General features: G+C 68.0%; 15 protein-coding genes. 10 read left to right on the forward strand and 5 right to left on the reverse strand.

All coding sequences use genetic code 11. From position 1 onward, the window contains the following. The 3 genes from ACESMY_RS17495 to ACESMY_RS17505 form a co-directional block, all read left to right on the forward strand. Window positions 1-221 (forward strand): inositol monophosphatase family protein (locus tag ACESMY_RS17495; RefSeq protein WP_372785897.1); only part of this gene is annotated, 221 nt, incomplete at its 5' end. Window positions 222-278: 57 nt separating this feature from the next. Continuing rightward, on the forward strand, window positions 279-1,340 hold the full coding sequence (locus ACESMY_RS17500; RefSeq protein WP_372785898.1) for a glycerophosphodiester phosphodiesterase: 1,062 nt from the start codon (window positions 279-281) through the stop codon (window positions 1,338-1,340). Further along, window positions 1,337-1,759 carry a cupin domain-containing protein gene (locus ACESMY_RS17505; protein ID WP_372785899.1) on the forward strand — a complete coding sequence of 141 codons (423 nt, stop codon included), beginning with the start codon at window positions 1,337-1,339 and terminating at the stop codon, window positions 1,757-1,759. Before ACESMY_RS17500 ends, ACESMY_RS17505 begins: the two co-directional genes overlap by 4 nt. Here the strand turns inward: ACESMY_RS17505 and ACESMY_RS17510 are convergent. Then, window positions 1,756-3,606: an ABC transporter transmembrane domain-containing protein gene (locus tag ACESMY_RS17510; protein WP_372785900.1), complete on the reverse strand. Its 1,851-nt coding sequence runs from the start codon at window positions 3,604-3,606 to the stop codon at window positions 1,756-1,758. The genes ACESMY_RS17505 and ACESMY_RS17510 overlap by 4 nt on opposite strands. A 121-nt stretch (window positions 3,607-3,727) precedes the next feature. Between ACESMY_RS17510 and rpmE the strand changes: the two genes are divergently transcribed. Continuing rightward, complete coding sequence (rpmE, locus tag ACESMY_RS17515) at window positions 3,728-3,952, forward strand: 50S ribosomal protein L31 (RefSeq protein WP_293366641.1); 225 nt, start codon at window positions 3,728-3,730, stop codon at window positions 3,950-3,952. A 124-nt stretch (window positions 3,953-4,076) separates the two neighbouring features. Here rpmE and ACESMY_RS17520 read toward each other — a convergent pair whose 3' ends face one another. Together ACESMY_RS17520 and ACESMY_RS17525 are read right to left on the reverse strand one after the other, a co-directional pair. After that, window positions 4,077-4,586, reverse strand: a complete 510-nt coding sequence (locus ACESMY_RS17520; protein ID WP_372785901.1) for a DUF1465 family protein — start codon at window positions 4,584-4,586, stop codon at window positions 4,077-4,079. A 106-nt stretch (window positions 4,587-4,692) separates the two neighbouring features. Continuing rightward, the gene (locus ACESMY_RS17525) at window positions 4,693-4,899 is read right to left on the reverse strand and encodes a DUF1192 family protein (protein ID WP_372785902.1); all 207 of its coding nucleotides are present in this window, start codon (window positions 4,897-4,899) and stop codon (window positions 4,693-4,695) included. A gap of 109 nt (window positions 4,900-5,008) precedes the next feature. Between ACESMY_RS17525 and ACESMY_RS17530 the strand changes: the two genes are divergently transcribed. The 4 genes from ACESMY_RS17530 to ACESMY_RS17545 all read left to right on the forward strand — a co-directional run bounded on the left by ACESMY_RS17530 (window position 5,009) and on the right by ACESMY_RS17545 (window position 13,921). Beyond that, window positions 5,009-5,986 carry an NAD(P)H-quinone oxidoreductase gene (locus ACESMY_RS17530; protein WP_372785903.1) on the forward strand — a complete coding sequence of 326 codons (978 nt, stop codon included), beginning with the start codon at window positions 5,009-5,011 and terminating at the stop codon, window positions 5,984-5,986. A 225-nt stretch (window positions 5,987-6,211) separates the two neighbouring features. After that, window positions 6,212-8,941, forward strand: coding sequence for a TonB-dependent receptor (locus tag ACESMY_RS17535; RefSeq protein WP_372785904.1), 2,730 nt, complete (start codon window positions 6,212-6,214; stop codon window positions 8,939-8,941). 364 nt (window positions 8,942-9,305) lie between these two features. Then, a complete protein-coding gene (locus tag ACESMY_RS17540; protein WP_372785905.1) occupies window positions 9,306-12,191 on the forward strand; it encodes a TonB-dependent receptor in 2,886 nt (961 codons plus the stop codon). 266 nt (window positions 12,192-12,457) lie between these two features. After that, window positions 12,458-13,921, forward strand: coding sequence for an MFS transporter (locus ACESMY_RS17545; RefSeq protein WP_372785906.1), 1,464 nt, complete (start codon window positions 12,458-12,460; stop codon window positions 13,919-13,921). A gap of 23 nt (window positions 13,922-13,944) precedes the next feature. On the opposite strand, the gene ACESMY_RS17550 is transcribed toward ACESMY_RS17545, so the two are convergent. Together ACESMY_RS17550 and ACESMY_RS17555 are read right to left on the reverse strand one after the other, a co-directional pair. Continuing rightward, on the reverse strand, window positions 13,945-15,171 hold the full coding sequence (locus ACESMY_RS17550) for a TetR/AcrR family transcriptional regulator (RefSeq protein WP_372785907.1): 1,227 nt from the start codon (window positions 15,169-15,171) through the stop codon (window positions 13,945-13,947). A 141-nt stretch (window positions 15,172-15,312) separates the two neighbouring features. Beyond that, window positions 15,313-16,731: a short-chain fatty acyl-CoA regulator family protein gene (locus ACESMY_RS17555; RefSeq protein WP_372785908.1), complete on the reverse strand. Its 1,419-nt coding sequence runs from the start codon at window positions 16,729-16,731 to the stop codon at window positions 15,313-15,315. A 166-nt stretch (window positions 16,732-16,897) separates the two neighbouring features. Here ACESMY_RS17555 and ACESMY_RS17560 point away from each other — a divergent pair, with 166 nt between their 5' ends. Both ACESMY_RS17560 and ACESMY_RS17565 read left to right on the forward strand, forming a co-directional pair. Next, window positions 16,898-18,490 (forward strand): isocitrate lyase, encoded by a 1,593-nt coding sequence (locus ACESMY_RS17560; protein ID WP_372785909.1) that lies wholly within the window; start codon window positions 16,898-16,900, stop codon window positions 18,488-18,490. Window positions 18,491-18,621: 131 nt separating this feature from the next. Then, window positions 18,622-20,772: a malate synthase G gene (locus ACESMY_RS17565; protein WP_372785910.1), complete on the forward strand. Its 2,151-nt coding sequence runs from the start codon at window positions 18,622-18,624 to the stop codon at window positions 20,770-20,772. The last annotated feature ends 38 nt before the right edge of the window (window positions 20,773-20,810 follow it).

A 20,810-nucleotide genomic window follows, 5' to 3' on the forward strand; every position in this document is an offset into this window, starting at 1 on the left:
TCGACCTCGCCTGGGTCGCGGCCGGCCGCTACGACGGCTACTGGGAGCGCGACCTCCATCCGTGGGACCTGGCGGCCGGCATCCTGCTGGTGACGGAGGCCGGCGGCCGCGTCACCGACGCCGAGGGCGGCGACGATGTGCTGGCCGCGGGTTCGGTCTGCGCCGGCAACCTGGAGATCCAGCCGCAGCTCCTGGAGCGCCTGCGCCAGGCTTCGCGCTAGTTGACCCTACCTCCGCCGAGTGACTGACTGTCACGAACGAGAAGTAGGGGGAGCGTCATGGACATCACACGCCGCACACTGGGCGCGACCGGCGCCGCAGCCGCCGCGCTCGCCGCCCTGCCCGCCGCCGCACAGGGGTTCAGGAAGAAGCCGCTGATCATCGCCCACCGCGGGGCCAGCGGCGAGCGGCCGGAAAGCACGCTGATGGCCTTCAGGCTGGCGATCGCCGAGGGCGCGGACTTCATCGAGCCGGACCTGGTGCTGACCAAGGACGGCCACTTCGTCGTCCGCCACGAGAACGAGATCTCCCAGACCACCGACGTGGCCCTGCACAAGGAGTTCGAGTCCAGGCTCACCACCCGCCAGATCCAGGGCCAGGCGGTGAGCGGCTGGTTCACCGAGGACTTCACCCTGGAAGAGCTGAAGACCATCCGCTGCCGCGAACGGCTGCCGAAACTCAGGCCCGAAAGCGTCAAGTTCAACGGCCAGGAGACCATCCCGACCTACCAGGAGGTGCTGGACCTGGCGAAGTCGGAGAGCGCCCGGCTGAAGCGCCCCATCGGCACCTATCCGGAGATGAAGCACGCCAACTACTTCGCCGGCATCGGCCTGCCGATGGAAGGCCGGCTGGCCGACATCCTGAAGAAGAACGACCTCGACAGCGCCACCGCCCCGGTCTTCATCCAGTGCTTCGACGTCCTGCCGCTGAAGACCATCATGACGATGTGCAAGGCGCCGCGCATTCAGCTGGTCTCGCCGGGCGGCGGGCCGACCGACGTCACCCTGGTCTACAGGGACATGGTCTCGGCCTCGGGCATGAAGGCGATCGCCGCCTACGCCAACGGCGTCGGGCCGGAATACACCATGGTGATCCCCACCGCGGCGGACGGCGGGCTGGCGCCGGCCACCGCCCTGGTCGGCGACGCCCATGCGGCGGGCCTGGCGGTGCATCCCTGGACGGTGCGCGCCGAGAACGCCTTCCTGCCGCCCAAGCTGCGCAACGGGACCGACCCGATGGTCCACGGCGACGTGGACGCGCTCTACCACGCCCTCTACGCCGCCGGCATCGACGGCCTGTTCAGCGACTTCCCGGGGCTCGCGGTGAAGGCGCGAGGGTGAGGCGCCTCGCAGCTCTGGCAGCCCTGGTTTCCGCCGCTGCGCTGGCGCCTGCGGCGCAGGCCCAGGCGCCGATCCCGACCCGTACGCCGCTGGCCGTGATCCCTGTCGCGCCCGGCAAATCCGTCGACCGCGTGGAGACCAACCGGGTGGACTTCCTGCCCGGCCAGGTCATGCCAAGGCACAAGCACACCGTCCCGGTGATCTGTTTCATCGCCAAGGGCGACTTCCTGGTGAAGATCGGCGACGCGCCCGAGCGGCGGGCGGCCCAGGGCTCGACAACCTACGAGCCGCCGGAGACGACGGTGCACTATTTCCGCAACGCCTCGGGGACCGAGCCGGCGCAACTGCTCTGCGCCTCGCTGGCGGGCAAGGACGACAAGGTGCTGAACGTGATGCTCGGCCCGGCGCCGGGCCGCTAGGCGGCTTCCCCGAACTGCAGCGACGCCAGCCGCGCGTAGAGCCCGTTGCGGGCCACCAGCTCGTGGTGCGTGCCCTCCTCGACCACGCGGCCCTCGTCCATGACCACGATGCGGTCGGCCTTGAGCACGGTCGCCAGCCGGTGGGCGATGACCAGGGTGGTGTGGCCGGCCATGGCCTCGTCGAGGGCCCGCTGCACCAGCTGTTCGTTCTCGGCGTCGAGCGCGCTGGTGGCTTCGTCGAGCAGCAGGATGGGGGCGTGGCGGACCAGCGCGCGGGCGATGGCCAGCCGCTGGCGCTGGCCGCCGGAGAGGCTGCGGGCGCGCTCGCCGATCTGGGTGTCGATGCCTTCCGGCAGGGCCGCCAGGAAGCCCTCGGCCTGGGCGGCGCGCACGGCGGCCTGCACCTCGGCGAGGCTGGCGTCCTCGCGGCCGAAACGGACGTTTTCCAGGGCCGAGCCGGAGAACAGCGGCGAGTCCTGGGCGACCAGCGCCATGCGGGCGCGGACCTCCACCGGATCGGCGTCGCGCACGTCGATGCCGTCCACCAGCACCCGCCCCGCTTGCGGATCGTAGAACCTCAGCAACAGGCGGAAGACCGTGCTCTTGCCGGCGCCGGAGGGGCCGACCAGGGCCACTCGTTCGCCGGGCTTCACGGTGAGCGTCAGGCCGCGCACCGCCGGCATGTCCGGCCGGCCAGGATAGGCGAAGGTGACGTTCTCCAGCGCCACCTCGCCGCGCGGCGGGGCGGGCAGCGGCCTCGGGTGGGCCGGCGGGGCGATGCCCGGCCGCGCCGAGAGGATCTCGGAGACCCGCTCCATGGCGCCGGCGGCCTTCTGGACGTCGCCCCAGGTCTCGCCCAGCGCGCCCACCGAGCTCGCCGACATCACCGCCAGGAAGACGAACTGGATCAGCGTGCCCCAGGTCATCTCGCCGTTCAGCGCCGCGGTGACGCCCAGCCAGAAGATCCATACGACTCCCCCGAACACCAGGGCGATGGCCGCCCCGGTCATCAGGGCGCGCGCGGTCATCCGCCGAAGCGAGGTGCGGAAGGCGTTCTCCACCGCCTCGCCGAACCGCGCGGCGCCGGAAGCCTCGCGCCCGAAGGCCTGGACGATCTCCAGCGCATCCAGGGTCTCGCCGGCATGGCCGATGGCCGAGGCGAACTGGTCCTGGGTGGAGGCGGTGAGCTTGCGCACCTGGCGGCCGAACAGGAAGAGCGGCGCGATGACCACCGGGAAGGTGATCAGCACCAGGCCGGTCAGGCGCGGACTGACCACCACCATGTAGGCCAGGCCCCCCACCAGCATCAGGACGTTGCGCAGCGAGACCGAGATCGAGGTGGTGAGCAGGTTTTCGACGATCTGGATGTCGGTGGTCAGGCGCGACAGCACCTCGCCGGTCCGGGTCATCAGGAAGAAGGCCGGGTCGAGCGACAGGATGTGGGCGTAGGTCGCCTTGCGGAGGTCGGCCACGATCCGCTCGCCGAGCTTGGTCACGAAGAAGTAGCGCAGGGCCGAGGAGAGCGCCAAGGCGAGCGCCACCCCGCCCAGCACCCAGAACCAGGGCGCGGTGCTCGCGGGCGTCGGATGGGCCGAGGGGCCGGTCAGGTGGTCGACCACCAGGCGCGCGGCCCCGGTCAGGCCGAGGCTCGCCGCCGCGGCGGTGACCAGGAAGACGCCGGCGGCGGCCGCGTCGAGCCGGTGGCCGGCGGCGAACGGCACCAGATGACCGAGCGCCCGGACGTTGCGGCTTTTCGGCCGGCGCTCGGCGGCTTCGTCGAGGGTTTGCGCCAGGGCCTGCCCCGCGGTCGGCCGTCCGGCCGCCGGCTCCAACCCGGGCTCACTCATCGACGCTCGCACCTTGCATTTGCGCCGGCGTTTCTCTATACGCCCGGCTTCCTCGAACGGCCCCCTCTGCAGGAGGCCTTCCGATCATTTTCGACGCTTCCTTACGTCAGGCGCTTTCGCGATGAAACAAGACACCCATCCGGACTATCACTTCATCACCGTGGTGATGACGGACGGCACGAGCTACCAGACCCGTTCCACCTACGGGAAGGAAGGCGCGACGCTGAACCTCGACATCGATCCCAAGACCCACCCGGCCTGGACCGGCGGCGGCCACCAGATGCTGGACCGCGGCGGCCGCGTGTCACGCTTCAACGCCAAGTTCGGCGGCTTCACCCGCAAGTGAGCCGGCGTTAGCCCGACTGATCCCGGCGAAGGCCGGGACCCAGGCCGGGACAACAGGATATCCCAATAGAAAACGCCGCGGAGATCGCTCTCCGCGGCGTTTTCTCGTTTCGATAGGCTGGAGCCTAGCTCCCGAAGGCGGTCTTCAGGCGGTCCTGTTGGGTCAGCACGGGGTGCGGCGCCTCCTCGGCGTCGCCCTCGACGTACATCCGCCGGTCGAGGTGGCGGACCCGTTCGTAGAGCCGTTCCGAGCGGTCCAGCAGGGTCAGGAGCTCGGTGGGCAGGCCCTCGGCCTCGCCCGTAGCGCGGCAGACCTCTTCCCCGGCCAGCCGGTAGCGCTCCTCGCAGGCGGCGTTCGGCGGCATGTCGCCTTCGCGAACGGCGCGCTGCACCAGCAGCCAGGAGGCCACCTGCATCAGGCGCGTGGTCAGGCGCATGCTTTCGGCCGCATAGGCGAGCGCGGCGTTGCGGGACAGCAGCTTGGAGGCCTGGCGGCCTGCGCCGTCCAGATAGCCGGCGGTCTCCTCAACCAGGTCCATGCCTTCCTGGAAGGTGCGCTGGAACAGCTCGGAACGCGCAAAGTCCTGAATGACTTCGGCGCGCCACGGCGTGGAGGGGACGTTGAGATCGCTCATCCGGTGGTCAACCTATACTCAGCCCGCCAAGCGGTCGCGAAAAACCGTCAATGCAACCGCCGTGCCACCCGATCTGGACCATTTTGCGCCTAATCCCTGCGTCAGACTAGCGCGGGCCAGAGCCGAACAGGGCGTCGGCCGCCGCCCGCCCGGCCCGCTTGCGCTCGATCTGGGCCTGGGCCCGGGCGATCTCCGACTGCAGGATCTCGATGCGCTCTTCCAGCTCGGCCACGCCGAACAGTTCCAGGTCCTCGCGGACGGCCTCGATGAGGCGCTGGCCGCGGCCGATACGGACTTCAGCCGGCTCTTCCATGACGGGCTCCACTTTCCGGTTCCCCGATGGGGCGCTATCCAACCTCGCGAGCCGCCAAAGCGCAAGTTTGCGCAACCCCGGCGCGCACAGCTTTGCCGGAGCCATCCACATGACCGACACCATGACCGCGATCGCCATCGAAGGCGGCAAGGGCCCGGCCGACGCGCTGAAGGCCGTGCAGATCCCGCGCCCCGAGCCCAAGCCCGGCCAGATCCTGATCCGGGTGCGCGCCGCGGGCGTCAACCGGCCGGACATCATCCAGCGCATGGGCTTCTATCCGCCGCCGCCGGGATCGCCGGAGACCATGGGGCTGGAAGTCGCCGGCGAGGTGGTCGAGGGCGCGGGACGCTGGAAGGCGGGCGACCGGGTCTGCGCCCTGCTGGGCGGGGGCGGCTATGCGGAATACGCCGTCTGCGACGCGCGCCACGCCCTGCCGATCCCCAAGGGCCTGGACTTCATCGAGGCCGCCGCCCTGCCCGAGACCGTCTTCACGGTCTTCGCCAACGTCTTCGAGCACGGGGCCCTGAAGCCCGGCGAGACCCTGATGGTGCACGGCGCCACCTCCGGCATCGGCACCGTGGCGATCCAGATGGGCAAGGCGCACGGCGCGAAGGTGATCGCCACCGCCCGCGGCGCCGACAAGGCGGCGACGGCCCGCAAGCTGGGCGCGGATGTGGCGGTCGACACCAAAACGGAGGATTTCGCCGAAGTGGCAAAGGGCGAGGGCGGCTGCGACGTCGTCCTCGACATGGTCGGCGGCGACTATTTCGCCAAGGACCTCGACGCGCTGAAAACCGGCGGCCGCATCGTGTTCATCGCCAGCCTGGGCGGCGGCGACGTCACCCTTTCGATCGGCCGCCTGATGCAGAAGCGCGGCGTCGTCACCGGCTCGACCCTGCGGCCGCGCGACGCCGATGAGAAGGCCAGGATCGCCGCGGCCGTGGAGCGCCTGGTCTGGCCGTGGATCGAGGCCGGCAAGCTGAAGCCGCAGATCGACGCCACCTTCCCGCTCGCCGAAGCGGCCAAGGCGCACGCCCATCTGGAGGGCGGCGCACACGTGGGAAAGGTGATGCTGGTAACGGGGTAACCAGACGTTGCAGACGTAACGCTAGGTAAAGGCCTTTGCCAAACCGTGTTTTTGAATTTTATGACAAAAACCTCGTGACAACTTCCCCACACTCCAAACCAACATTTCGAAATTGGGTTGTAAATTGGGCAGAGGCGGTTGACGCCCCGGTACGGCTGAGCCAGTGGAGAAAGAAAAAGCGACAGCTCATTCCTGGCTCATCTGGCCCACTGGGGAGATCAAATTTTGCACAACAAGGTTCGCCTTTTCGCGTCCGGCGCTCTTTTGCTTGCCGTCGCGCTCGGCACGTCAGCCCACGCTCAAACCCGTCCGGCCGCTGCGGCCGCGGCCAGCAACACCATCGAAGAGCTGGTGGTCACCGCTGAAAAGCGGAGCCAGAGCCTGCAGGACGTCCCCGTCGCCATCTCGGCCTACACCTCCGAGAAGCGCGACCTCCTGGGGATCAACAGCGTCCAGGACATGACCAACTTCACGCCGGGTCTGGCCTATTCCAGCCAGCTCGACCGCATCAGCCTGCGCGGCGTGGGCCGCCTGACCAACGTGCAGTCGGCCGACCCGGGCGTCGCGACCTATTCCGATGGCGTCTACACCTCCTCGACGGTGGAAGCCGGCAAGACGCCGATCTTCACCGACCGGGTGGAAATCCTGCGCGGGCCGCAGGGCACGCTCTACGGCCGTAACTCCATTGGCGGCGCGATCAACGTGATCTCCAAGCGCCCGACCGAAGAACCCTATGGCGAAGTCCGCGCCACGCTCGGCAACTATGGCCGCAGCCTGCTGGAAATGGCGGTCTCCGGTCCTCTGGCGCCGGATCTCCAGTTCCGCCTGGCCGGCAACTGGGAAAAGCAGCGCGACGGCTACTTCACCAACATCGTCCCGGGCATGCCCAGCGAAGGCAATGTCGTCGACACCTACTACATCGAAGGCCAGCTGCAGGCGAAGTTCGGCGAGAACCTCGAAGGCTGGGTGAAGGCCTCGGTCGCCGGCTGGAACAACGGCGGCGGCGGTCCCGGCGCGCGCGCCACCTACACCACCGGCCCGATCAACACGACCGAGTTCCAGCCCAGCGCGCTCTTCGTGAACCCCGGCTACGCCTGTAGCGGCGTGCCGACCAATGTCGTGAACAAGTCGCCCTCGGGCTGCGTGAACCCGGCCAACAGCGACCCGCGCAAGTTCGCGGCCGACACCGCCAACTCGGTGTCCCTGGACGAGACCTACATCTTCTCGACCCAGTGGACCTACCACTTCGGCGGCGCCGACCTGAAGTACATCGGCGGCTACGACAACTACCACTACACCCTGATCGCCGATCAGGACGCCACCGCGATCCAAGGCTTCACCCTGCCGGTGGCGCCGTTCTTCGCGGCCGGCGGCGCGGCGCTCGGCGCGCAGGTGACGCCCTGCTCGGTCGTTCCGGGCTGCACCGGCGTCAACGTGCGTCCGCGCTACGCCTCGACCTACCAGGAGAACAAGCACTGGGTCAGCCACGAGCTGAACCTGTCGTCGAGCGGCGACGGGGACCTGCAGTGGCTGGTCGGCGCCTACTACTACAAGGAAGGCGTCCAGCAGCCGGTCTTCACGACCCTGTTCGACCAGACGCAGCTCGCCTCCGCCGGCATCGCCGCGGCCGCGCCGACCCTCACCGGCCCGGTCAACGCCGACACCCTGCTGCGGCCCTATGACGACCGTCCCGAGATGCACGACGAATCCTACGCGGGCTTCGGTCAGATCGACTGGAAGTTCGCGCCGGACTGGAAGACCACGCTCGGCATCCGCTACAGCCACGACCACAAGTACGGCACCGAAGACGTCCGGGTGGTCTGCTATGCGGTGACCTCCTGCCTCGGCGGCGCGACGCCCGAAGGCCTCGGCTCCCTCGCGCCCCCCGTGGACGTGACGGCGGGCGTCGTGAACCTCGCGACCACGCCCCGCGGCGTGGTCCCCGGCGGGATCGGCGGCGTGACCTTCCTTCCGGGCGGCTTCGCCCACCGCGCCTACGACGCCAACTTCTCCGCCTGGACCGGCACCGCCGGCGTGCAGTGGGATCCCGATCGGGACACCATGGTCTATGCCCGCTACAGCCGCGGCTATAAGGCGGGCGGCTTCAACGTCGGCATTTCGACCACCCTGGGCTCCTCGCCCTACACCGGGCCGGAACACGCCAACAACTATGAAGTCGGCCTGAAGAAGGACTTCTTCAACCACACCCTGCAGACCAACCTGGCGATCTACTATCTCGACTACCAGGACTTCCAGGCGCCGGTGACCGTGCCGGCCGTCAGCGGCGGCATCGCCCAATCGCAGGGCGTCTTCCTGAACGTGCCCAAGGCGGTGAGCTACGGCCTCGAGCTGGAAACCATCTGGTCGCCCATCGACCACCTGCAGTTCCAGCTGACCTACGCCTACGACGACGCCCACATTACCGACCTGAAAGGCGTCATCGACCCGACCGATCCGACCGCCACGCAGCCCGGCGCCAAGCCGGTCGGCGCTGCCGGGCCGATCGATGTTTACACCGGCCTCCCCACTCGGGGGCAGGACCTGAGCGGCAACCAGCTGCCCCAGTCGACCAAGAACAAGGTCGCGCTGAACGGCACCTACACCTGGGTGATGGACGCCGGCTCGCTGTCGCCGTCGGTGAGCTACATCTGGCGTGACAAGCAGTACGGCTCGATCTTCACGCGCTCGTACAACGAGGCCCCATCCTGGAGCCAGGTCGATGCGCGCGTCACCTGGAAGGGCAAGGACAACAAGTACTCGGTCATCGCCTATGTGAAGAACCTCTTCGACGACCTGGGCTACGATGGCGGCGCCACTGGCGCCCGCATCGCCGGCACCCTGCCCGGCGCGACGGTTGTCTCCCCGCAGCGCAACGTCGTGCAGCCCGGTTTCAACATCACCTACCCGCTGACCCCGCCGCGCACCTACGGCGTGGAGCTGCAATACCGCTTCTAGGATAAACCCAGATTCGGTCGGAGGGCGCGCCTGCAAGGGCGCGCCCTTTGTTTTTGCAGGACAATCTTGTGATACTGATGGTCACAAGTTGAAACTTTCCGTAACGTAAGATCAAAAAACGTTGACGCTGCGCTAGGCCTCCCGCACCTTCGGCCCACAAAAGAATGGGCGATGGTGGCTGGCTGGCCTCCAAACGCCCGACGAGGGCCGCCTACGGGCGGTGGGAGGACGAATGGGGGCTTGCGGCATTTGCTTGTCGGACGCGCGATCGTGATCGCGCGCTCGCGCCTGCCCGCGATGATTTTCGAACAACAATAATATCAGTCTTAATTGTTGGGCCCTCGCGGCCCCTGGGGAGGATAAGTTGCAACACAAGGTTCGCCTTTTGGCGTCCAGCGCTCTGCTGGCCGCCACGGTGCTCGGCGCCACGGCCGTTCACGCTCAAAGCAAGCCCGCGGCCACCGCCGCGGCCAGCAACACCATCGAAGAGCTGGTGATCACCGCTGAAAAGCGGAGCCAGAGCCTGCAGGACGTGCCGGTCGCCATCTCGGCGTTCACGTCAGAAAAGCGGGAGCTGCTGGGGATCAACTCGATCCAGGACATGACCAACTTCACGCCAGGCCTGAACTACACCAGCGCCAACGACCGCGCCGCGGTGCGCGGCATCGGCCGCCTGACCAACGCCCACCCGGTCGCGGTCCCGGTGGCTGTGTACGACGATGGCATCTACACCACCTCGACGGTCACCGCCGGCAAGTCGCCGATCTTCTCCGACCGCGTCGAAGTGTTGCGCGGCCCGCAGGGCACGCTCTACGGCCGTAACTCCATCGGGGGGGCGATCAACATCATCTCCAAGCGCCCGACGGAAGATCCGTACGGCGAAGTGCGCGCGACCGTGGCCAACTACGGCCGGACGCTCATTGAAGCCGCGGTCTCCGGACCTCTCGCGGAGGGCCTGCAGTACCGTCTAGCCGGAAATTGGGAAAAGCAACGGGACGGCTACTACACCAACGTGGTCCCTGGCATGCCGTCCGAAGGCAATGTGATCGACCAGTTCTACGTTGAAGGCCAACTTCAGGCGAAGTTCGGCGAGCATGCCGACGGCTGGGCAAAGGCTTACATCACGGGCTGGAACAACGGCTCCGGCGGGCCCGGCGCGCGCGCCGGCTATTCGCCCGGCCCGTTTGGAGTGGGAGAATATGGCGCCCAGAACGTCGCCGCCGGCTTCGCCTGCGCGCCTGGGGGCGTGGTCACCAACGTGGTCAACACCTCGCCGCTCGGCTGTGTGAACCCGGCCGCCAGCGACCCGCGCAAGTTCGCCACCAACGTCGCCCAGACCGTTTCGCTGGACAATGCCTTCGGCATCGCGGTGAACTACACCTACCACCTGCCCGGGATGGACCTGAAGTACGTGGGCGGTGGGATCAACTACCACTACACCCTGTTCTCGGATAACGGCGGGGGCTCGATCAGTTCGTTCCAGATCGTGGTGCCGCCCTTCAACCCGGCGGCGCCCGCGGCGGCCCAGGGCTGCGCGGCGACGAACCTAGCCCGGCCCGGCGCCTGTCAGAACCTGACAATAAACCCCCGCCAAGCCTCGACCTATCAAGAAGACTACCACAACATCAGCCACGAGATCAGCCTGGCCTCCTCGGACAACGGCGCTCTCCAGTGGATCGGTGGTCTTTACTACTACAAGGAAGGCTACAGGCAGCCGGTCTTCACGACCCTGTTCGACCAGCCGCAGCTTGACGGCGTAATGACGAACGCTGGGGCTGCCCTTGGCATCAATCCCACGGGTGTTGGAGCCGACTTCCAGCGCCGGCTCTTCGACAACCGTACGCAGTTCGAACAGGAATCCTACGCAGGCTACGGTCAGATCGACTGGAAGTTCGCCGACACCTTGAAGGCGACGCTTGGCCTGCGTTACAGCCACGACAATCTCCAAGGCACGGAATCGGTGCGGGTGATCTGTTTCGGCACCACGGCCTGCCTGTCGGGCTCGTCGCCCAACCTGTTGGGCACCCTGACGCCGCCGGTTGATGTCACCGCCAGCGGCGCCGTGGCCTATCTCGGTCCAAGCGTGCCGAAAGGCGTGGTCAACAACGGAAAGCCCGGCGGCGTGACGGTCACGTCGGACGGCTTCGCGACCCGCGGATACGATTACACCTGGACGGCCACCACCGGGACGGCCGGCCTGCAGTGGGATCCGGATCCGGACACCATGATGTACGCCCGCTACAGCCGCGGCTATCTGATGGGCGGTATCAATTCGGGCGTGACCAGCACGCTCGGCCAGTTCCCGTTCACGGACGCCGAACACGACAACGACTACGAAGTCGGCCTCAAGAAGGACTTCTTCAACAAGACGCTGCAGGTCAACTTGGCGCTATTTTGGGAAGACCTCACCGGCTTCCAGGCGCCGCTAGCGGTGGCCAACAACACCGGCGGCCTAGCCGTCAGCCAAAGCCAGTACGTCAACATTCCGAAATCCGTCAGCCGCGGCATCGAGTTGGAAACGATCTGGCAGCCGGTCGACCACCTGCAGGTCCTGTTCAACTACTCGTACACCGACGCCTACGTGAAATCGCTCTCAGGCATTTTCGATCCGCAGGACCCCGAAGCTCTCGCGGCAGGAGCCAAGCCGCTGACCCAGGGGTTGCAGACCTGCACCGGCACTGGCTCGACCCCTTCGGCGACCAACCCCAAACCGGACCCGCTCTGCGACGTCAATACCGGCCTCGTGCAACGGGCCCAGGACCTGTCCGGCAACAGCCTGCCGCAGACCCCCCGCAACAAGGTCGCGCTCTCCGTCACCTACACCTGGGAGTTGGAGCGGGGCTCGCTGTCGCCCTCGGTCAGCTACATCTGGCGCGACAAGCAGTACGGCGGCATCTTCGAACGGTCGTATAACGCTGCGCCGTCCTGGAGTCAGACCGATGCTCGGGTCACCTGGAAGGGCAAGCAAAACAAGTACTCGATCATCGCCTACGTGAAGAACGTGTTCGACGACCTCGGCTACGACGGCGGCGCATCCGCTTCGCGTCTGAGCGGGGTGTTCAATGCCGCCACGATCGCGGCGTCGAACGGTGGCATCACGCCCGGCGTGCCGCTCACCACGGCGAGCGCTGTGACGGGTGCGGTCAACGGCATCCAGAAAGCGGGCACCGTCGGCAACAGCGGCCTCAACAGCAGTTACAACCTGACCCCGCCGCGGACCTTCGGCGTGGAGTTCCAATACCGCTTCTAGACGATCCGGAAATTCGGTTCGGAGGGCGCGTCCGCAAGGGCGCGCCCTTTGTTTTTGCGCAGGTTTCCGTAACGGAACATGCCGATTCTTCGAACCTTTCTACAATGTAAGATCAAATCCGTTGACGCCCCCGTGGCCCTCCCGCACGGTCGATGCACAGAGAGCGGACGACGGCTGTCCCGACAGTCCGAACGTCCGACGAAGGCCGCATCGATGCGGCGGGAGGACGTCATGGCGGCAGGCTGCAGGTCCCTGGGTGCGCGACCTTGAGTTCGCCGGTCCCCACGCCGCCGCCGCTCGGATTTCCGCTCAAGGTGACCTACGGCCTGGGGTCGGTGGCCTACGGCGTCGCCTACGTGATCCTGTCGTCGGCGGTGCTGCAGATCTATTTCAACCAGGTGCTCGGCATTCCCGCTGTGTGGGTGGGGGCCGCGATCCTGGTGTCACTGCTCGCCGACGTGGTGCTGGACCCCCTGATCGGCCAATGGTCGGACAATTTCCGCTCCCGCTGGGGCCGGCGCCATCCTTTCATGTACGCCTCGGCCCTGCCCGCCGCGGCGCTCACCTACTTCCTGTGGCACGCGCCGCGCGGACTGGAGCCGACGCAGCTCCTGGGCCTGGCGGTGGTGACTATGATCGCGCTGCGGGTCGCCGGGGCGAGCTATGAGATCCCCTCCGCCGCGCTCGCGCCCGAACTCGCGCCCGACTACGACCAGCGCACCTCGCTGATGGCCTTCCGCTGGTTCTTCGCGATCGGCGGTATCGCGGTCATGCAACTCGTTCTCTACACGGTGTTCCTGCGGCAGGACGCGGCCAACCCGCTCGGGGTGCTCAATCCTGAGCGCTACGCCCAGTTCGGCGCGCTCTCGGCCGTGCTGATTGTGGTCTGTATCCTCATCTCCGCGGCCGCCACCCACAGCCGCATCCCCTATCTGCACAAGCCGCCCGTCCGGCGCGCGACGGTCGGACAGACGTTCCGCCAGATCGCGTCCACCTTCGCCAACCCCGCCTTGGTCGTGGTCATGGGCTCCAGTCTGCTGGGGGGCACGGGCGTCGGCATCACCACGACGCTCTCCAACTATTTCTACCTGCACCTGTGGGGTCTGAAGTCACAGGCGATCGGGCCGCTGGCCGCCGGCGGTCTCCTATCCTCGGTGCTCGGCGTCTTCCTGGCGCCCTTCCTGGCCAAACGGTTCGGCAAGAAGCAGGCGATGATCGGGCTGTTCTCGACCTCGGTCTTCACCTCCATGCTGCCGATCGGCGGGCGGCTCCTGGGGATCATGCCGCCGAACGGCTCGGGGCTGCTCTATGGACTGCTGTTCACCGACGTGGTGGTGACCGCCGCGCTCGGCCTGATGGGCTTCGTGATCATCACCTCGATGGTCGCCGACGTGGCCGAGGACCAGGCCGTGAAGAGCGGCGCCCGCTCCGAGGGCGTGTTGTTCGCCGCCAATGGCCTCGTGGGCAAGTTCACGCTCGGCATCGGCGCGTTCGTCGCCGGTTCACTGATCTCGCTGGTGGGCTTCCCGACCCACGCGGCGCCCGGCACGGTCGACCCCGACATCGTACGCCGCCTGGCGATCTACTATCTGCCCTGCATCTTGATCTTCAACGGCGGCTCGGTGGTCGTCCTGCAGTTCTACCGCATCGACCGCGCTGCCCATGAGCGGAACATCGCCCGGCTTCGCGAAGCCGCCGCGCTCGCCGAAGAGACCCATATCGTCGGCTGACCCGAGCAGGCGACCCGGCTGCCCTAGCGTTCGAAAACGCCCATCAGCAGGGGGCGGGCGAAGACCGCGGGCGCGGCCTTCTGCTTGACCCCCGGCACCCAGACCCCGAGCTCGGCGCAGGCGTTCACCGTGGCGTTCAGCATCTGGGCGGCCAGGAACGGGTCGACCGCGCGCAGCGACCCCTCGGCGATGCCGTCGCAGATCATCGAGGCGAAGCGGTCGGAGACCTTGTCGGAGTGCTTCACCATCTCGGCGCGGATCGACTCCGGCAGGGCGGCGAGCGCGGAGGTGCGCAACAACGGCCCCTGGTCCGACAGCTGGTATTCGGCGAGCGCGGCCGTGGCGCTGATCAGCCGGGTCCACTGGTCGCCCGGCAGGTCGATGGCCAGGCGCTGGACCCGGGTCATCACCTCGAAGGTGCGGTCGAAACAGGCCACCACCAGGTCATCCTTGGCGTCGTTGTGGTGGTAGAAGCTGCCCTTGGTGACATTGAGCTCGGCCGAGATCTTGTCGACCGAGGCGCCGCGGTAGCCGCGGGCGTTGATCAGCCGGGTGGCGGCCATGAGGAAGGTCTCGCGGCTCATCTCGTGGCGGTCGCGCGGCGCGAGCTGGACCATGGGCAGCGGTTCGGGATTCCAGGTCTGGCCGGGCGCGGCCAGGCCGCCGACCAGGATGTCGTACATCCGCTCGCGGACGCGGCCGTAGTCCTCGGGATCGTACTTCGGAAGCCAGGCGGCGGCCCAGAAGAGCTGCTCCAGCAGCATCTGGGTGCGGGCCGTCTTCCGGCCCCGGGACATCCAGGCCAGTTCCGGCGCCTCGAATATCTGCCGCAGGCGCCGGAAGAGCTTCATATAGGCGGTCGCCACCTCGCCGCGCTGCGGCATGTTCAGCGCCCGCAGGTCCGAAAGCAGCGCCAGGGGCGGGGCCTCGCCCACCGCGGCGCGACGCACCCGCTCCAGATAGAGCCGAAGCAGGGTGTGCAACCGCGCCTGCGGCGTGGCTTCGGCGAGCGCCAGGCCGACGATCGCCATCAGGGCCCCGACGCCGCGCATCATGCACGCCGCGGCGAGATCGTCCTTGCGCTTGAAATAGTAGGTGACGCTGGTGGTCGACAGATCGACCGCGGCCGCGGCCACCCCCAGCGTCAGACCCTTCACGCCCCGGCTGTTGAGCAGTTCCGTCGAGGCGTCGAGAATCGCCTCGCGCTTGCGCTCAAAGCGGTCCGTGGACTGAACAGCCACCTGACCCATGTTTCCCCCAGCATTATCCGGGAGCGTGTTTCACTCCCGTTATTTTCAGGAAGTAGCGCATGGAAATCGCCGCTGCGCCAGCGGCTTAGAGCGGCCACGCGCAATGCAATCGCGTAACGTGTTCGCTGAATTTACGCCCGCTCAGGTGTCGGAAAATCCGAACGGCAGGCTGGTGCGCCGGATGTCGTCGGGCAGGATCTGGCGGCCGATCGGCGGCTCCGACCGGGCGCTGCATTCGGTGCGCTGGCAAAGCCGGCAGGTGACCCCGATCGGCGTGGCCGCCGCCTCGTCCGGCCCGGGCTGGCCCTGGGTATAGACCAGGCGGTGGGCGTGCTCCGCCGCGCAGCCGAGTGCAATGGCGCGCTCGACCCTGGGCGAGCCGAAGGCCCCGCCGCCGGCGGTCACCGTGCGCGCGATGGAGAAGAACCTCTGGCCGTCGGGAAGCTCCAGCCACTGGGTGACGATCTCGCGCGGCGTGCGGAAGGCGTAGTGCACCGACCAGAGCGGGCAGCCGCCGCCATGGCGGGCGAAGGGGAACCCCGCGCCGTCGAGCCGCTTGGAGACGTTGCCGGCCGGATCGACGCGGATGAAGAAGAACGGCACCCGCTCCTGCCCCGGCTTCTGCAACGTCGTCAGACGGTGGGCGGTCTGCTCGAAGCTGCAGCCGAACTGGCGGGCCAGGGCCTCGACGTCATAGCGGCGGGCCTCGACCGCGCGGGCGAAGGCCGAGTAGGGCATCAGGAGGGCCGCGCCGGCGTAGCTCGCCAGCGCCCGGCGGGTCAGGCGTTCGCCGCTCTCCGAGGCGAAGCTTCCCGCCGCGAGCACCGCGTCGATCTCTGCGCCCATCTCCAGGTAGGCGAGCTGCAGCGCGAGCTGGAAAGCCTGGCTCGCGCCATCCAGGGCGTCGTCCAGCAGGATCTCGCGGCGATGCCGGTCGAGCCGGCGCATGGAGCCGACCATCACGCTCGACGGCAGTCGCCGGACCCGCAGGTCGTGGCGCGCCTTCAGGTAGCCGGTGATGTTGTCATGGGCGCTCACCGCCTGGGCCAGACGCTCGGCGGCATCGTCGAGGGTCGGGAAGCTGTTGCGGCGCGCGGCCAGGAAGCGCCGCGACTCCGCCACCGGATCTGACGCCTCCGCCCCCTCGCCGCCCGGCCCGCCCGTCTCCGCCCCCCGGTCGGCGAGCGCCAGCTGCTCCTCCTGGTAGGTCGTATAGAGCCGGAGCAGCGCCTCGGTGATCCCGGGATGGTTGGTCACCACGTCGGAGACTTCCAGCGCCGCGCGGTCGATGTCGGCGAACAGTGGATCCTTCAGCACAGCCTGCAGCCGGGCGGCCTCGTCCGCGCCGGCGTTGCCGGCCAGGGCGGCCATGTCGACGTTGTAGGTCTGGGCCAGGCGCACCAGCAGGTCGGCGGTCAGCGGCCGATTGTTGCGTTCGAGCAGCGCGATGTAGGACGGCGAGACATCGAGATCGCCGGCCATGTCGGCCTGGGTCAGGCCCAGGTTACGGCGCAGGCGCCTCAGGCGGGGCCCGATGTAGAGGCGGCGGTCGGTGGCCATGATGTCTGTGCTGACGCCTTGTAAAGTGCGTTCCTTACATCATTACAAGACAATCTTGTAAAGTTTGACAGCTAAACCTTGTGGTCACTCCCGGCCGGTAAAATGGCGCGGTACGGCAAGTCCAAGTTCCGGGCGCGTCATGTCCGGCCAACCGCGGAAGAGGCAGATGGCTTACCAAGACCACATCATCGAGATGAGCCAGCTCATCAAGAGCAAGCATGGCGCGTGGGACGGCATCAATCCCGAAGGCGTGGCCCGCATGCGCCTGCAGAACCGGTTCAAGACCGGCCTGGAAATCGCCCGCTACACGGCCGACATCATGCGCGCCGACATGGCGGCCTATGACGCCGATCCGGCCAACTACACCCAGTCGCTAGGCTGCTGGCACGGCTTCATCGCCCAGCAGAAGATGATCTCGATCAAGAAGCACTTCGGCACGATGGAGCGCCGCTACATCTATCTGTCCGGCTGGATGGTCGCCGCGCTGCGCTCCGACTTCGGCCCCCTGCCCGACCAGTCGATGCACGAGAAGACCTCGGTGCCGGCGCTGATCGAAGAGATCTACACCTTCCTCAAGCAGGCCGACGCGCGCGAGCTCGGCCAGATCTTCCGCGACCTCGACGCGGCCCCCGCCGCCGGCGACAAGAAGCAGGAAGAAAAGCTGCTCGACGCGGTCGACAACTTCCAGACCCACGTCGTGCCGATCATCGCCGACATCGATGCGGGCTTCGGCAACGCCGAGGCGACCTATCTGCTGGCCAAGAAGATGATCGAGGCCGGCGCCTGCGCGCTGCAGATCGAGAACCAGGTCTCCGACGAGAAGCAGTGCGGCCACCAGGACGGCAAGGTGACCGTCCCGCACGAGGACTTCCTCGCCAAGGTGCGCGCCTGCCGCTACGCCTTCCTGGAGCTCGGCGTCGACAACGGCATCGTCGTGACCCGCACCGACAGCCTGGGCGCGGGCCTGACCAAGCAGATCGCCGTCAGCCATGAGCCGGGCGACATCGGCGACCAGTACAATTCCTTCCTCGACTGCGAGGAGATCTCGCCCGCCGACATGAAGAACGGCGACGTGGTGCTGAACCGCGGCGGCAAGCTGCTGCGGCCCAAGCGCCTGCCGTCGAACCTCTTCCAGTTCCGCGCCGGCACCGGCGAGGACCGCTGCGTGCTCGACTCGATCACCTCGCTGCAGAACGGCGCCGACCTCCTGTGGATCGAGACCGAGAAGCCGCACGTCGACCAGATCGCCGGCATGATGGACCGCATCCGCGCGGTGATCCCGAACGCCAAGCTGGCCTACAACAACTCGCCGTCGTTCAACTGGACGCTCAACTTCCGCCAGCAGGTCTATGACGCCTGGCAGAAGGCCGGGAAGGACCTCGCCGCCTACGACCGTGAGAAGCTGATGAGCGTCGACTATGACGCGACCGCGCTGGCCATCGAGGCCGACGAGAAGATCCGCACCTTCCAGGCGGACGCCGCCAAGCGAGCCGGCATCTTCCACCACCTGATCACCCTGCCGACCTATCACACGGCCGCACTCTCCACCGACAACCTGGCCAAGGAGTATTTCGGCAGCCAGGGGATGCTGGGCTACGTGCTGAACGTCCAGCGTCAGGAGATCCGCCAGGGCATCGCCTGCGTGAAGCACCAGAACATGTCGGGCTCCGACATCGGGGACGACCACAAGGAATACTTCGCCGGCGAGGCGGCCCTGAAGGCCGGCGGCGTCCACAACACGATGGGCCAGTTCGCGTAAGGCGCGCGCGGACGAACTCATCTCACGAGACCTTGGCTCCCGCCTCCGGGCGGGGGCCTTTCTTTTTTCCGGCCGCGCTGCATCCTGCGCGATCCTGGTCGACGCCCCCTTATTGAGCCCCGGTCAAGCCGATGGACATCACGAGCACCCTTTCGGTCGACGACATCCTCCACGCCTTCGTGGAAGACGAGCTGCTGCCGGGGACCGGCGTGACGCCCGAGGCGTTCTGGGCCGGGCTCGAGGCGATCCTCGCCGACTTCACCCCGCGCAACGTGGCCCTGCTGGCGCGCCGCGACGACCTGCAGGCGCAGATCGACGCCTGGTGGCGCGAGCGCCGCGGCCGGCCGCTTGACGTGACGGAGGAGACCGCCTTCCTGCGCGAGATCGGCTACCTGCTGCCGGAACCCCCTCGGTTCGAAATCAGCACCCAGGACGTCGATCCGGAGATCGCCAGGCTCGCCGGGCCGCAACTGGTGGTCCCGGTCTCCAACGGCCGCTTCGCGCTCAACGCCGCCAACGCCCGGTGGGGCAGCCTCTATGACGCGCTCTACGGGACCGACGCGATCGAACCCCCGACCGGCGGCAAGGGCTACGACCCGGTCCGCGGCGGCAAGGTGGTGGGCTTTGCGCGCAGCTTCCTCGACCGTGCGGCGCCGCTTTCGACCGGCTCCCACGCCGACGCCGAGGGCTATGTCATCGGCCGCAGCGGCCTGATCGTGCGGCTGCGCGGCGGCCAGGAGTCGACGCTGGCTGACCCCGGTCAGTTCGTGGGCTGGCGCGGCGAGGCCGGAACACCGCAGGCGGTGCTGCTCGTCCACAACAGCCTGCACATCGAGATCCAGATCGACCGCGCGCACCCGATCGGCAAGGACGACCTGGCCGGCGTCGCCGACGTGCTGATCGAGGCGGCGCTGACCACCATCCAGGACTGCGAGGACTCGGTCGCCGCCGTCGACGCCGAGGACAAGGTTGGCGTCTACCGCAATTGGCTTGGCCTGATGCGCGGCGACCTGACGGCGACCTTCGCCAAGGGCGGCGGGGCGGAGACCCGGCGGTTGGCGGAGGACCGGCGCTACGCCACGCGGCGCGGCAAGGACCTGGTGCTGCGGGGCCGCAGCCTGATGCTGGTCCGCAACGTCGGCCACCACATGACCACCGACGCGGTGCGCTATTGCGGCGAGGCGGTCTTCGAGACCGTGGTCGACGCCCTGATCACCGTGACCGCCGCCCTGCACGACCTGAAGGGCGCGCGGCGCAACAGCCCAGCCGGCTCTGTCTACATCGTGAAGCCGAAGATGCATGGCCCGGACGAGGTCGCCCTGGCGGTGCGGCTGTTCGACGGGGTCGAAGACGCGCTCGGCCTGCCGCGCAACACCGTCAAGCTCGGGGTCATGGACGAGGAGCGCCGCACCAGCGCCAACCTGGCGGCCTGCATCCACGCCGCGCGTGAGCGGATCGTGTTCATCAACACCGGCTTCCTCGACCGCACGGGCGACGAGATCCACACCGCGATGGAGGCGGGGCCCGTGGTGCGCAAGGACGCCATCAAGGCCGAGCCCTGGCTGCCGGCCTATGAGAAGCGCAACGTGGAGATCGGCCTGGCGACCGGCTTCCCCGGCCGCGCGCAGATCGGCAAGGGCATGTGGGCCGCACCGGACATGATGGCCGCCATGCTGGCCGCGAAGATCGGCCACCCGAAGGCCGGCGCAAACACCGCCTGGGTGCCCTCGCCCACCGCCGCGGTGCTGCACGCCCTGCACTATCACGAGGTCGACGTGGCCGCCCTTCAGGCCACGATGGCGGCGGCCGGTGAACGCACCGGAACCGACGAACTGCTGACCCCGCCGCTGGCGCGCTCCAACTGGAACGCCGCCGACGTGCAGGAGGAGCTCGACAACAACGCCCAGGGGATCCTGGGCTACGTCGTGCGCTGGATCGACCAGGGCGTCGGCTGCTCCAAGGTGCCGGACATCCACGACGTCGGGCTGATGGAAGACCGCGCGACGCTGCGCATCTCGAGCCAGCACATCGCCAACTGGCTGCATCACGCGGTCTGCACCGAGGCCCAGGTCCGCGAGACGCTGGCCCGCATGGCCCAGGTGGTCGACGCCCAGAACGCGGGCGACCCGGCCTACCGGCCGATGGGCCCGGACCCCGCCGCCAGCATCGCCTTCCAGGCGGCGCTGGACCTGGTCTTCCAGGGCCGCGCCCAGCCGAATGGCTATACCGAACACATCCTCACCGCCCGCCGCCGGGAGCGGAAGGCGCAGGCGGGCTGCTAGAGCTCGACCACTTGACGGCCAACCTGGCCTTCCCCACG

Origin of the sequence: Phenylobacterium sp. (assembly GCF_041691455.1) — a bacterium.
Lineage (GTDB): Bacteria > Pseudomonadota > Alphaproteobacteria > Caulobacterales > Caulobacteraceae > Phenylobacterium.

Coding starts and splice junctions, on each gene's coding strand:
- ACESMY_RS17560 (WP_372785909.1), top strand. CDS start 16,898: ATGGCTTACCAAGACCACATCATCGAGATGAGCCAGCTCATCAAGAGC.
- ACESMY_RS17550 (WP_372785907.1), bottom strand. CDS start 15,171: ATGGGTCAGGTGGCTGTTCAGTCCACGGACCGCTTTGAGCGCAAGCGC.
- ACESMY_RS17520 (WP_372785901.1), bottom strand. CDS start 4,586: ATGAGCGATCTCAACGTCCCCTCCACGCCGTGGCGCGCCGAAGTCATT.
- ACESMY_RS17565 (WP_372785910.1), top strand. CDS start 18,622: ATGGACATCACGAGCACCCTTTCGGTCGACGACATCCTCCACGCCTTC.
- ACESMY_RS17510 (WP_372785900.1), bottom strand. CDS start 3,606: ATGAGTGAGCCCGGGTTGGAGCCGGCGGCCGGACGGCCGACCGCGGGG.
- ACESMY_RS17525 (WP_372785902.1), bottom strand. CDS start 4,899: ATGGAAGAGCCGGCTGAAGTCCGTATCGGCCGCGGCCAGCGCCTCATC.
- ACESMY_RS17500 (WP_372785898.1), top strand. CDS start 279: ATGGACATCACACGCCGCACACTGGGCGCGACCGGCGCCGCAGCCGCC.
- rpmE (WP_293366641.1), top strand. CDS start 3,728: ATGAAACAAGACACCCATCCGGACTATCACTTCATCACCGTGGTGATG.
- ACESMY_RS17555 (WP_372785908.1), bottom strand. CDS start 16,731: ATGGCCACCGACCGCCGCCTCTACATCGGGCCCCGCCTGAGGCGCCTG.
- ACESMY_RS17530 (WP_372785903.1), top strand. CDS start 5,009: ATGACCGACACCATGACCGCGATCGCCATCGAAGGCGGCAAGGGCCCG.